At 67.7% G+C, this 12,006-nt stretch carries 16 protein-coding genes; 4 read left to right on the forward strand and 12 right to left on the reverse strand.

What is annotated here, in order from left to right; genetic code table 11:
* Together amn and Q4F73_RS08655 are read right to left on the reverse strand one after the other, a co-directional pair.
* The coding region (amn, locus tag Q4F73_RS08650; RefSeq protein ID WP_303358967.1) for an AMP nucleosidase at positions 1 to 916 on the reverse strand (916 nt) is incomplete at its 3' end.
* A 142-nt stretch (positions 917 to 1,058) separates the two neighbouring features.
* Positions 1,059 to 1,574 (reverse strand): ferritin, encoded by a 516-nt coding sequence (locus tag Q4F73_RS08655; RefSeq protein ID WP_303358952.1) that lies wholly within the window; start codon positions 1,572 to 1,574, stop codon positions 1,059 to 1,061.
* Between the two features lie 62 nt (positions 1,575 to 1,636).
* Between Q4F73_RS08655 and Q4F73_RS08660 the strand changes: the two genes are divergently transcribed.
* Positions 1,637 to 2,509, forward strand: coding sequence for a triacylglycerol lipase (locus Q4F73_RS08660; RefSeq protein WP_303358953.1), 873 nt, complete (start codon positions 1,637 to 1,639; stop codon positions 2,507 to 2,509).
* Here Q4F73_RS08660 and Q4F73_RS08665 read toward each other — a convergent pair.
* Both Q4F73_RS08665 and Q4F73_RS08670 read right to left on the reverse strand, forming a co-directional pair.
* A complete protein-coding gene (locus Q4F73_RS08665; RefSeq protein ID WP_303358954.1) occupies positions 2,506 to 3,474 on the reverse strand; it encodes a Sir2 family NAD-dependent protein deacetylase in 969 nt (322 codons plus the stop codon). The genes Q4F73_RS08660 and Q4F73_RS08665 overlap by 4 nt on opposite strands.
* Before the next feature lie 13 nt (positions 3,475 to 3,487).
* The gene (locus Q4F73_RS08670; protein ID WP_303358955.1) at positions 3,488 to 4,228 is read right to left on the reverse strand and encodes an SDR family oxidoreductase; all 741 of its coding nucleotides are present in this window, start codon (positions 4,226 to 4,228) and stop codon (positions 3,488 to 3,490) included.
* Between the two features lie 12 nt (positions 4,229 to 4,240).
* Here Q4F73_RS08670 and Q4F73_RS08675 point away from each other — a divergent pair, with 12 nt between their 5' ends.
* Entirely contained in the window at positions 4,241 to 5,617 is a 1,377-nt protein-coding gene (locus Q4F73_RS08675) for a succinic semialdehyde dehydrogenase (protein ID WP_303358956.1), read from the forward strand.
* Here the strand turns inward: Q4F73_RS08675 and Q4F73_RS08680 are convergent.
* The 7 genes from Q4F73_RS08680 to Q4F73_RS08710 all read right to left on the reverse strand — a co-directional run bounded on the left by Q4F73_RS08680 (position 5,614) and on the right by Q4F73_RS08710 (position 8,969).
* Complete coding sequence (locus Q4F73_RS08680; RefSeq protein WP_303358957.1) at positions 5,614 to 5,793, reverse strand: hypothetical protein; 180 nt, start codon at positions 5,791 to 5,793, stop codon at positions 5,614 to 5,616. The two genes, Q4F73_RS08675 and Q4F73_RS08680, sit on opposite strands and share 4 nt — an antisense overlap.
* A gap of 5 nt (positions 5,794 to 5,798) precedes the next feature.
* Complete coding sequence (locus Q4F73_RS08685) at positions 5,799 to 5,996, reverse strand: hypothetical protein (protein ID WP_303358958.1); 198 nt, start codon at positions 5,994 to 5,996, stop codon at positions 5,799 to 5,801.
* 75 nt (positions 5,997 to 6,071) lie between these two features.
* The gene (locus Q4F73_RS08690; protein ID WP_303358959.1) at positions 6,072 to 6,224 is read right to left on the reverse strand and encodes a hypothetical protein; all 153 of its coding nucleotides are present in this window, start codon (positions 6,222 to 6,224) and stop codon (positions 6,072 to 6,074) included.
* Positions 6,225 to 6,226: 2 nt separating this feature from the next.
* Positions 6,227 to 6,457, reverse strand: coding sequence for an Rv0909 family putative TA system antitoxin (locus tag Q4F73_RS08695; protein WP_303358960.1), 231 nt, complete (start codon positions 6,455 to 6,457; stop codon positions 6,227 to 6,229).
* A 93-nt stretch (positions 6,458 to 6,550) separates the two neighbouring features.
* Entirely contained in the window at positions 6,551 to 6,787 is a 237-nt protein-coding gene (locus Q4F73_RS08700; protein WP_303358961.1) for a hypothetical protein, read from the reverse strand.
* Positions 6,787 to 7,785, reverse strand: a complete 999-nt coding sequence (gene bioB, locus Q4F73_RS08705; protein WP_303358962.1) for a biotin synthase BioB — start codon at positions 7,783 to 7,785, stop codon at positions 6,787 to 6,789. Before bioB ends, Q4F73_RS08700 begins: the two co-directional genes overlap by 1 nt.
* 86 nt (positions 7,786 to 7,871) lie before the next feature.
* The gene (locus Q4F73_RS08710) at positions 7,872 to 8,969 is read right to left on the reverse strand and encodes a hypothetical protein (RefSeq protein WP_303358963.1); all 1,098 of its coding nucleotides are present in this window, start codon (positions 8,967 to 8,969) and stop codon (positions 7,872 to 7,874) included.
* An 86-nt stretch (positions 8,970 to 9,055) separates the two neighbouring features.
* On the opposite strand from Q4F73_RS08710, the gene Q4F73_RS08715 reads away from it, so the two are divergent.
* A complete protein-coding gene (locus Q4F73_RS08715) occupies positions 9,056 to 10,384 on the forward strand; it encodes a M20/M25/M40 family metallo-hydrolase (protein ID WP_303358964.1) in 1,329 nt (442 codons plus the stop codon).
* A gap of 19 nt (positions 10,385 to 10,403) precedes the next feature.
* Here the strand turns inward: Q4F73_RS08715 and Q4F73_RS08720 are convergent, their stop codons facing one another.
* Positions 10,404 to 10,766 carry a VOC family protein gene (locus tag Q4F73_RS08720; protein ID WP_303358965.1) on the reverse strand — a complete coding sequence of 121 codons (363 nt, stop codon included), beginning with the start codon at positions 10,764 to 10,766 and terminating at the stop codon, positions 10,404 to 10,406.
* Between the two features lie 96 nt (positions 10,767 to 10,862).
* Here Q4F73_RS08720 and Q4F73_RS08725 point away from each other — a divergent pair, with 96 nt between their 5' ends.
* The gene (locus Q4F73_RS08725; RefSeq protein WP_303358966.1) at positions 10,863 to 11,942 is read left to right on the forward strand and encodes an ABC transporter substrate-binding protein; all 1,080 of its coding nucleotides are present in this window, start codon (positions 10,863 to 10,865) and stop codon (positions 11,940 to 11,942) included.
* Positions 11,943 to 12,006: the final 64 nt, after the last annotated feature.

Below are 12,006 nucleotides of genomic sequence, written 5' to 3' on the forward strand. Positions count from 1 at the left end.
TGCGCATGCGGCCGTCCATGCCGGCGCAGTGGCCGATCATGATCCACGCCTCCGGACGCAGCACCGCGAGGCAGTCGGTGATGGTCTTGGCGTTGGAGGGACCGACGCCGATGTTGATCATGGTGATGCCGTCGCCGTCGCGGGTGCACAGGTCGTAGCGCGGCATCTGGTAGCGGGAGCCGAGGTCGAGCGAGGGGGCGTCGATACGCGCGGCGTTGTCGCGGGAGAGTTGGCGACCGGACGGCAGGAGCAGGTCGGTGTAGCGGGAGTCCTCGCCGGTGAGTTCGCTGAGGCCGAAGTCGACGAACTCGGAGGTGTGCATGTCGTAGTTGGTGAACAGGATGAAGCGCTGCAGCGTCTCCACCTCGATGCCCGTGTAGTGCTCGATGCGGGCGCAGGCGATGTCGAAACGCTGCGGCCCGAAGTGGAACAGCGGTTTCTCGGCGCCGTGGAAGGATTCCCATTCGCCGTCGATGATGCCGTCGTGGACGTCGTCGAGCGTGGGCCGCGGGATCTCGGCGGCGCTGTCCCCGGCGCGGCGGGCCTCGGAGATTCCCTCGATGCCACGGATGTACTCCGGCGGGATTCTTTGCGACGACGGGCCGATGTAGATTTCGCACGGGTAGTTGTCCGTCAGCCGGGTGAGTTGTTCGCGCAGGTAGTCGCGGATGATGTGCGGCTTGGACAGGGTGGCCGAGTAGCGGCCGGCCTCGTCGACGTAGCCGAAGGGCTCGTTGCGGTCGATGGGTCTCCACGACTGCACGTCGACGATGATCTTGGGGTAGGTGACGTCGCGGTAATCGTCGTAGGTGCCCTCGTCGAGGATGGTGTGGGCCAGGGCGGTCGCGTGGTCATAGAGCTCGACGAGGCCATCGACGGCCGCGTCGACATCGTGAACCTGTTCCATGGGGGCCAGCCTAGCGAGATTCCCCGGAATGCACTGAGGCGGGAACCGGGGTGAACCACCACGTCCACCGGTTCCCGCCTCAGTCCAGAAGAGGTTGGAGCCCCCTCAGCATAGGTTAGGTAAGGCTTGCCTGTCTAGGGGGTGGGTGAATTTACTGCGCCGGGCCCGCGGCGGGCTCGCGCTCGGCGCCGAGGCGGGCGTCGATACGCAGCAGTCCCGCGCCGTCCTCACCGACCATCTTCAGCTGATCGATGATCCCGCCCACGGTGTCCTCCTCCTCGATCTGCTCGTTGAGGAACCAGTTGACCAGCGTGCGGGAATCGAAGTCCTGCACCTCGTCTGCCACCCGCGCCAGGTTACGGATCATGTCCGAGACCTTCTGCTCATGCTCCAAGGCGATGGCGAACGCATCCAGGGCCGAGGACACCTGGAGTTCGGGGATCTCGATGCTGGAGAGCTGCACATGCTCCCCGCGGGCGAGAATGTGGTCGGCGATCTTTCCGGCGTGCACGCGCTCCTCATCCGCCTGCGCTGCCATCCAGGTACTCATGCCGCTGAAGGACAGGGCATCGAGTTCATAGGCCAGCTGCTGGTAGATGAGTGCGGCCTCGTGCTCCGCGGTGACCTGCTTGTTGAGGGTGTCCAGGAGTTTCTCGTTGATCTTCATGGCTCCATGCTAGGGAAATTCTGTGTCGGCCGTCACCGGAACCACTTCGTTAGGCTGGGCGCATGGCCGCCGACTATCTTGCAGAACTCACCCGCGACCTCAACGACAGGGTGCGGCGCTACCGGCCGTCGAGAAGCGAGACCGATGCCCCGGCCCGCGTTCCCACCAAACCCGACCTCCCCCTGGTCGCCCGTCTGCCCGCCCGCGGCCACTACGAGGACGACTGGCGCTCCCGCCCCACCGCTAGCCGCCCCTGGCCCGTCATCCTCATCCACGGCACCGGCGACACCAACGGCATCTGGCAGAACCTCGCCATCGATCTGCGGGAGGACGGCTGGGCCGTGTTCGCCCCGGAGTTCGGGCAGCGCTGCACCGCCCGCGTCGAAGAATCCGCGGAACAGGTCGGGGCGTACATCGACGTGGTGCTGGGCGTCACCCGCGCCGAGCAGGTCATCCTCGTCGGGCATTCGCAGGGTGGGGTGCTCGCCCGCTACTGGATGCGCATTCTCGACGGCGCCGAGAAGACGAAACACCTGGTCAGCCTCGGCGCGCCCCATCACGGCACGACCATGGGCGGGATGCTCTCGTCCATCGCCAACACGAAGCTCGGCGAATCGATGATGGCCTCGGCGATCTCCTCCTGGTTCGGACCTTCCGGGTTCCAGCTCATCACCGGGCACCCGCTTCTCGACGAAATCAACTGCGACGGCGATGTCGAGGAAGGTGTGGGTTACACCAACATCGCCACGAGGTTCGACACCATCATCCAGCCGACCGACACCTGCTTCCTGCGCTCCGATGATCCGGACGCGGACATCACCAACATCATCGTCCAGGATCTGGAACCGAAGTCGATGGTGCTCCACGTCGACCTGCCCGGCGACGCCAAGGTCCGGCGGATCGTCCGGGACGCCCTTGATCAGATCGCGACCTAGAGCCCCAGTTCGTCCAGCAGCGCGTCGAAGGCCGGGGCCACCGGCGTGCGCCACAGCACCTCGACGCGACCATCGGCCCGACCCGGACCACCGTTGATCACCGCCACCTTCTTGCCCTGGCGCTGCGCGTCCAGCACGAAGCGATAGCCGCTCATCACCGCCAGTGAGGACCCCACCACCAGCAACGATGCCGCCTGGTCGAGCATCGACGACGCCCGCTCCTTCCGCTCCACAGGCACCGGCTCCCCGAAATACACCACGTCCGGCTTCAACCGCACGGAACCACAGCGCACGCACCCCACCATGACGAATCGCTCCACCGCCGACTGCGGCAGGGTGACATCACCGTCCGGGTTGACCATCGCCGGGTCGACGGCGATGGCCGCGAGGTAGCCGGGGTTGGCGGCGTCGAGCCGAGCCCCGAAGATCCGGCGATCCTCGCGGTGCCCGCAGTCCAGACACATGACGGTGTCCAGGTCACCGTGCAGATGCAGCAGGTTCCCCGAACCGGCCGCCCGGTGCAGCCCGTCGACATTCTGGGTGATCACGCCCGCCAGGTACCCGGCGCGCTCCAGCTCGACCAGGGCGAAGTGAGTGCGGTTCGGGGCGGCGGCATCCATCTGCCGCCACCCGACGAAGGACCGCGCCCAGTAGCGGTGCGAGGCCGCCGGGTCATGGCGAAACTCCTGGTACGTCATCGGCCGGTGGCGGCTGAGTGATCCCCCCGGCCCGCGGTAGTCCGGGATACCGGAATCCGTGGACACACCGGCACCGGTGAGCACCAGTGCGGGGCCCTCCCGCAGCTGGGAGGTGACCTGCGCCAACGCCTCCGCCGGCGGGGTGGGCGGGGCGGTCTCCGCCACCACCCGCTGGATCGAACGCAGGGCGGAACGGTGCGAATCGTTGATCCCGGGATCAGTGAACACGTCTCCGCTCACTCCGGCGGCGGCAGTAGTCGTCCTCATTGCCCCAGGCTACCTACCCCGCCAGCACCCGCGTCAGCGCCCGCGCCACCCGGTCGGGGCCCAGCGAACGCCCGAGGTACAGGGCCTTGTCCAGCGCGGACACCCCGTAGTGCACCTTGCCGCGGGCCCAGCGCCCCTGCGCGGTGACGGCCCGAAACACCACCTCGGCGACCTGCTCCGGGGTCAGCCGCACGCCGAGGCGACGCACCGACGCCGCATCGACCTCCGCCATGGAGGTCTTCGCCCACAGCGGCCACACGTCCACCACCCGGATGTCATCGCGCCGCCACTCCAGCCCCAGCGCCTCGGTGAGCCCGGCGACGTAGAACTTCGACGCCGAGTAGGCGGCAATGTCGGGTTGGCCGTAGATGGCGGAGGCCGACGCCATGTTCACCAGGGTCCCGCCGCCCCGGAGGTAGGGGTGCGCGGCCCGGGCTCCGAGGGTGACACCGAGGCAGTTGACGTCGATAAGCCGCTGCAGCGCCGCCGGGTCCGCCTCGGCCAGAGGGCCGTCGACGATGACCCCGGCGTTGTTGTCCACGGCGTCGATACGCCCGGCGACGGTGGCGAAATCCGCGAGGGCGGTGTCCCAGGAGGGCGCCGAGCGGACGTCGATGAACCCGGCATGGACCTCGGAGGACCAGGTGACGGGAGTGATGTCGTAGGCGCCAACGGTCCAGCCCGCGGCGAGGAAACGTTCGGCAACCGCGCGGCCGATTCCGGTGGCCGCCCCCGTGATGAAGATCGATGACATAGGTTGAAGCGTATGACGTTTCCCACCGCCAGGCATGCACAAGCGCAGTGGTCCGCCACTCCCATCAACGATCGCAAGGCCATCATGCTCGCCTACCACGATCTGGTGCTCGCGCGACAGGACGCGCTGCTGGACATCATCCAGCAGGAGACGGGCAAGTCCCGCGCAGATGCGTTCAACGAGGTCATGGACGTGGCTATCACCGCCCGGCACTACGCCTACCGGGTTGCGCGCCTGCTGCGTCGCCAGCGCGTCAAGGGTGCGTTGCCGCTACTCACCTCCACTCATGTGGAGCGCGCGCCGAAGGGCGTGGTGGGCATCATCTCCCCATGGAACTACCCGCTCTCCCTGGCAGTGTCCGACGCCATTCCGGCGCTGCTGGCCGGCAACGCCGTGGTGCTCAAGCCGGACGAGAAGACCACCGGCACCGCCCGCCTGGCGCTCGAGCTGCTCCGCGAGGCCGGTCTGCCGGAGCATGTCATGCAGATCGTCGAGGGCGGTGCCGAGGCCGGTCAGCGCGTCGCCGCCGAGTGCGACTTTCTCATGTTCACCGGTTCCACCGCCGTCGGTCGGAAGCTGGCGGCGCAGGCGGGGGAACGGCTCATCGGCTTCTCCGCGGAGCTGGGCGGAAAGAATCCACTCATCGTGCTGCCCTCGGCGGATCCGGCGAAGGCGGCGCGTGGCGCGGTGAGCGCGTGCTTCTCCAACACCGGCCAGCTGTGCATCTCCATCGAGCGGATCTTCGTCCACGAGGCGGTGGCCGAGGAGTTCATCGCGGAGTTCGTGGCCCGCACGCAGGAACTACGGCTGGGTCTGGGCTGGTCGGCCGACATCGGCCGCCTCATCAGCGAGGAGCACCGCGAGCGCGTCTCCTTGCTGGTCAGTTCCGCCGTCTCGCAGGGCGCGCGGGTGCTCACCGGCGCCACGTACGAGGATCTGTACTACTCCCCCACCGTGCTTATCGACGTCCCCCACCACGCCGACCTCTACACCCAGGAGGTCTTCGGCCCGGTCGTCTACATCGAGGTCGTGGACACCATCGACGAGGCCGTGACCAGGGCCAATGACAGCGACTACGGCCTCAACGCCTCTGTGTGGGGCACGGTGCGCGAGGCCCGCGACGTCGCCTCCCGGCTGGAGGCGGGCACCGTCAACATCAACGAGGGATTCGCCGCCGCCTGGGCCTCTGTCGACGCCCCGATGGGCGGGTGGAAGCAGTCCGGCGTGGGGCGCCGGCACGCAGACGAGGGCCTGCTGAAATTCACCGAGTCACGCACCGTGGCGGTGCAGCGACTGGTGCCCCTCAGCGGGCCCTCGGATGTGCCGCGCGAGAAGTACGCGGCGGCGTTGAGTACAGTTCTGCGGCTGGGGAAGAGCGTCCTGCGTTAGGGCTCGTCCTGGACGGGCTGGCCGGGAGACTCCCCCGCGGGGTCCTGCTCCTCGTCGGCTCTCTCGACCGCCTGCTCGGCGACGTCCTGCATGCTTTCCGACGCCGGGTCCTCCGCATCATTCGTGGTCATGCGGAAGGCGTTGATGTTCTCACCGTCGTGCTCGGGATTCGTCATGGGTATCACGCCGGAGGGGTGTCGGGGCTGGGCTGGTTCGGATCCGCCAGATCGCCCGGATCGGCCATCTGCTCGGGCGTGGGAAGGTTCCCGCTGACAGCCTGGTCGGTCGTCTCGTGAGCCCGGTGGCCCTCGTCGGCGACATCCTGGCCGACGGGGCGGTCAGGCTCGTCCTGGTTCGATGCTTTCCTGGAGATGCTCATGTCTCCGACCGTAGTGACGGCCCTGTGACCGCCGCCACCACATACAGCGGTTGTTATGCGATATTTACACCGGTCTCAACGCATCGGCGGGATGGGGTTGCCCTCCTCAACCACGTCCGAGGTCGGCAGGTCGAGCTCCTCAACCTCGTTGGAGGTCTCAGAGGAGCCCTCGGCGGCCGCGGACTGCTCCCCGGCCGTGGCCCGGTTGCCGTTGCCGTTGCCGACCATGATTAACGCTCGTTCTGGTCAGGGTTCGGCTCGTCGTCGGCGGCTTCATTTCGACCGCCCAGGCGATCATCGGCCAAGTCGCGGGCCTTCTGAATGTGATCAGCCTTGTCCTCACCGAAACGATCGGTGGCGCGCTGCTGCGCGTTGTCGAGGAGCTCGTCGGTCTTGCGCTCGCCCTGCTCGGACTTCAGGTAGTCGTTGGCCTTGTTCTTTGCGTTGTCGAAGATGCTCATGGCTCCGACCGTAGCGATGGTGGTGTGTCACCCGCCACCCTCAGGCACAGTCGTTACGGGATGTTTACTGGGCGTTCCCCCGGAGATCCGGCGTCAACACTCCAGCAGCACCGAGTCCAGCTCGCCGTGACGGGAGCACTCCGCCACCCAGCCCATGGGCCTGACCTGTACCTTCATCCGCCGCCCGCAGAGCTGGCAGTAGCGCGGTGGTTCGAGACCGACCGCGGCCCCCACCGACAGCGGACGCTCCTCCACACCCGTCTCCGCGCCGGTGTTGGGGTGAAACAGCGGTGTATCCCCGGCAGCGCAGGCGGCGGCGAGCTCACCCATCAGATGACCTGGCCGACGGCCTTGATCGGGATGCGCAGGCCTTCGAGCATGTCGAGGTCGCTTTCCGCCGGGCGGCCCAACGTGGTGAGGTAGTTGCCCACGATGAGCGCATTCGCGCCTCCCTGCAGGCCCTGCTCCACACCGAGGTCGCCGAGGGTCAGCTCGCGGCCACCGCCGAAACGCAGGGTGGCCTTCGGCATGGCCAGCCGCAGCATGGCGGTGGCCTTGAGGGCCTCGGCGGCGTCGATAAGCGGGCGGTTCGCGAACGGCGTGCCGGGACGGGGATCGAGGAAGTTGATGGGGACCTCCTCCGGGGCGAAGGCCGCGAGCTGGACCGCGAACTCTGCGCGCTGGGCCAGCGATTCGCCCATGCCGAGGATGCCGCCGGAGCAGACCTCGATGCCGGCCTCGCGGATCATTTCGAGGGTGCGGTGGCGTTCGTCCCAGGTGTGGGTGGTGGCCACGCGCGGGAAGAAGGAGCGCGCGGACTCCAGGTTGTGGTTGTAGCGCTTGACGCCGGCGGCCTTGAGCCGCGCCACCTGCTCCTGCGTGAGGATTCCGACGGAGACGGAGACGTGGATGTCCACCTCGGCATAGACGGCGGCGACGGCCTCCTCGAGCTGGGCCATGAGGCGCTCGTCCGGACCCTTGACGGCCGCGACGATGCAGAATTCGGTGGCTCCGGACTTCTGCGTCTGCTTGGCGGCCTCGACCAGCTCCGCGATGTCGAGCTGGACCGCGCGCACCGGGGACTCGAAAAGCCCCGACTGCGAGCAGAAATGGCAGTCCTCGGGGCAGCCGCCGGTCTTCAGGGAGATGATGCCCTCGATCTCCACCTCCTCACCGCACCAGCGCAGGCGGACCTGGTGGGCGAGGTCGAGGAGTTCCGGTAGATGCTCGTCGCCAAGTTCGAGGATTTCGAGCAGTTCGGTCTCAGAGAGTCCCTCGCCCTGTTCGAGGGCGATCTCGCGGGCGCGGGTGAGAATGTCAGTGGTCATGTGGCTCCCATGCTTGAACGGTGTTCAAGAGAGTGTAGCCGATGACTTGAACACCGTTCAGCAACGGGCATCAAAGCCCCGGGAGCCTAGAAGCGGAAGATGGCGCCCGCCGCACGCTCCTCGTTGAAGGTCGGGACCACGTCGACGACACCACTGTTGCGCAGGGTGTGAGCCACGGCAGCGTCGAGATCCGCCGCCTTCGACGCATCACCCAGGGTGTTCTCGCGCAGAGCCAGCGTGGTCAGGATGAGCGTGTCCACGCGACCGTGCTCGGATTCCTGGCTGATCTTCGCCGCATCATGGGTGCCCTTGCCGGTGCCCAGGTTCTCCCCGAAGCGCTCGATCAGGTCACCGTGGCGCTTGTCGGCCTCGGCGGACGCCAGCGGCCACGCCTTCTCGTGGAGCTCTGCCTCGCTGAGCTGGTCGGGGTTGCCGGAGACGGTGTCGTCGAGAAGCTGCACGTTCGGCAGGTAATCCTTGACTCCACCGCGGTGCTCGTCGACGGAGGCCAGGATGAGCGGACGGTCGTCATTGGTGAAACGGGTGTTGACGGACTTCGCCAGATCGCGCAGGAAGCTGTCGCGGACCACGTTCTCGCCGGTGCTGTGGCCGTGGGCGGGGGCGCTGTCGCCGGTCTGGTGCTGGAACTCCGGCTCACGGGTGTAGTAGTCGGAGTCATCGGTGGAGGTCGGTGCCTCGCCCAGATCCAGCTCCTCAAGGTGGTGGTTGTCGCCCTCGAACAGGCGCACCTTGTCCTGGCTCACGGCCAGGAGCAGGAAGGGCTGATCGTCGGCCACCAGCGGCAGCAGCGGACGCAGGTTGGCGTAGTCACCGACGCTGACCTGGGCCTGGCCCTCCAGCGCCGTGCGCAGCCAGCGGGTGCCGGAGGGGGAGGCGAAGACGGCCAAGGCATCGGCCTGGCGCTGCCAGAAGGGCTCGTCGTCGGCCAGTGCGGCGGTCTCCGCCAGCAGGGCGTCGGCGTCGACATCGGGGAAGTTCTCGGCGAGCTGGGTGCGGGCGTCGTCGAGAAGCGGCTTGAGCTGGCGGGAATCGTTGACGGTCTCCGGGCCACCGCGGTGGGTGGGGATGAGGAGGGAGACGACCGGGCCCTCGAGCTCGGCGAGAGCGCGCAGGTCATCGTGGCGGACGGGGTCGATGTTCGGATCAATCAGTGCGTTATTCATATCTCCACGCTACTGAAATCTAGGTCACAGCAAGTTAACAATGTCGAGGAACGGGTACATAGAAGGCGCGGCGGTAAGTTGGACGCATGCCGCTTTACGACGACACCCTCGCCCTCCTCCGCGAGATGATCCGCAACGCCTGCGTCAACGACTACACCCCCGGCTCCGGCCAGGAGGTCCGGAACGCGGACACCCTCGAGCGCTTCTTCGCCGACACCCCCGGCATCACCATCGACCGCTACGAATCGGCGCCGGGGCGCGTGAGCATCGTCGTCACCCTGGAGGGCACGGATCCGGCCGCCGAGCCGCTCACCTTCCTCGGCCACACCGATGTCGTCCCCGTGGACACCGAACGCTGGACCGTCGACCCCTTCGGCGCGGAGATCATCGACGGCCGCCTCTACGGCCGCGGCGCGATGGACATGCTGTTCATCACCGCCACGCAGGCCGCCGTGCTGCGCGACGCCGCCCGCTCCGGCCGCCCCACCGGCACGCTCACCTTCGTCGGCGTCGCTGACGAGGAGTCCCGCGGCACCCTCGGCGCGAAGTGGCTCTCCGAACAGCACCCGGACGCCTTCTCCTGGCGCAACACACTGTCGGAGACGGGTGGCTCCCACCTGCCCATCGCCGACGGCTCCGACGCGCTGGTCATCGTCGTCGGCGAGAAGGGCGCCGCCCAGCGCCGCCTCCACGTCACCGGCGACGCCGGCCACGGTTCCAACCCCTACGGCCGGGAGTCGGCGATCGCGAAGATCGGTGAGGTCGCGCGTCGTATCGCGCTTATCGACGTTCCCGTCTCCCACGACCCCCTCTGGCAGGGCTTCGTCCGCGCCTTCCGCTTCTCCCCGGACATTGAACGCGCCCTGCTCGAGGGCACCGACGACTCCGCCTTCGAGCACTTCGGCGACCTCAAGCGCTACGCCCACGCCCTGTCGCGCCTGACCTTCTCCCAGACCATCCTCCGCGCCGGCACCGCCATCAACGTGCTGCCGTCCTCGGCCACCCTCGACCTGGACATCCGCCCCCTGCCCGGCACCACGCAGGATGACGTCGACGCCATCATCGCCGACGCCCTCGGTGAGATGTTCCACGAGGTCCGCGTCGAACGGCTCATCTCCGAACCGGCCACCGTCTCCCCGACCTCGGGGCCGCTCTACGACGCGCTGGTGGCCACCTTCGACGAGTTCTTCCCCGGCGTTCCCGTGGTGCCGACCATCGCCGCCGGTGGCTCCGACCTGCGTTTCGGCCGCCGGATGGGCGGCAACGGCTACGGCTTCGCCCTCCACGCCCGCGAACGCACCCTGGGGGATGTGTTCCAACTGCTCCACCACCACGACGAGTACATCGAGCTCGCCGATCTCGATCTCACGGTGCAGGCGTACCGCTCCCTGGTGCGGCGTTTCTGCGGGGTGTAGGCGGGGCGGAAGTCCGACATCACCCGTTGAGGATGCAGAACTCGTTGCCCTCCGGGTCCGCCATCACCGCCCACGTGTGGCTCTCCCGCAGATCCTCGACCATCGTCGCGCCGAGCTGCAGGGCGCGCTCGACCTCGGCGTCGCGGGAGGCCCCGCCGTCGGGCCGCAGGTCCAGGTGCGCGCGGTTCTTCACCGCCTTGACGTCCGGCGAGTAGTAGAAGAGGAGCAGGAAGCCGTCCGGGCTGATGAGGTAGCACTCCTCGGAGCCCGGGTGGTAGATCTCGGGCTCGGCGATCTCCCAGCCGAGGAGTTCGCGCCAGAACTCGGCGATGGGAAAAGGATCGCGGGAGTCAAAGGTGGTGTGGGACAGTCGCAGGCTCATGGGCCCATTGTCCGGGTTTCCGCCTTGCCCTGCAGGATCGAGGGACCCGTGGGAAAATCAAGGTTCCGCAAACAAGTACGGACAAAGGATGATCACATGCGCCACTTCCTCTCCCGCCGCACCACCCTCACGGTGACCGCGCTCGGTGCCTCCGCCGCCCTCCTCGCCGCCTGCGCCGAGCCCGCCGAGGACGATGCGACCACCGAGACCACGGCCGCCGAGAACACCGCCACCACCACTGCGGCCGCCGCCGGTGAGCAGACGACCATCACCGTCTACACCTCGGAGCCGGAGGAGAAGGTCGACGAGATCAACGCCGCCTTCGAGGCCGCGAACCCCGACATCACGGTCGAGGTCTACCGCGCCGGCACCGGTGATCTCAACGCGCGTATCGCCGCCGAGAAGGAGTCCGGCTCCATCGAGGCCGACGTCCTGTGGGCGGCGGATGCCGCCACCTTCGAGACCTACAAGGCCGCCGGCGACCTCGCTGAGCTGCAGGATGTCGACACCGCCGAGCTTATCGACGAAGCACTCGACGCCGACAACCATTACGTGGGCACCCGCATCATCCCCACCGTCATCGCCTTCAACACCGACATCATCGACGAGGCCGACGCCCCGCAGTCCTGGGCCGACCTGGTCGACCCGAAGTACGCCGGCCAGCTGGTCATGCCGGATCCGGCCGTCTCCGGTGCCGCCGCCTTCAACGCCTCGGTGTGGAAGAACGACTCCCAGCTCGGCGAGGACTGGATCAACTCCCTCGGTGAGAACACCCCGATGATCGCCCAGTCCAACGGCCCGACCTCCCAGGAGATCGCCGGCGGCGGTCACCCGGTCGGTGTCGTCGTCGATTACCTGGTGCGCGACCTGGCCGACGCCGGCTCCCCGATCACCGCCGTGTACCCGACCGAGGGTGCACCGTACATCACCGAGCCGGCCGGCGTCTTCGCGGATTCCGACGTCCAGGAGGCCGCCGAGCGCTACATCAACTTCCTGCTCTCCGAGGAGGGCCAGAAGATCGCCGTCGACCAGGCCTACCTGCCGGTGCGTGAGGATGTGGGCACCCCGGAGGGCACCCCGCCGCTGCACGAGATCGCCCTGATGACCCCGGATCTGCAGGTGGTCACCGATGACAAGGACGCAGCCGTCGAGCTGTTCCAGAACGCCATGCAGTAGTTTCTCCCTGTGACCCGTATGCCCGCTCTCCCCCTGATGCGCGTCGGGGTGTGGCTGATCGTCC

Origin of the sequence: Corynebacterium sp. (assembly GCF_030535495.1) — a bacterium.
GTDB lineage: Bacteria > Actinomycetota > Actinomycetes > Mycobacteriales > Mycobacteriaceae > Corynebacterium.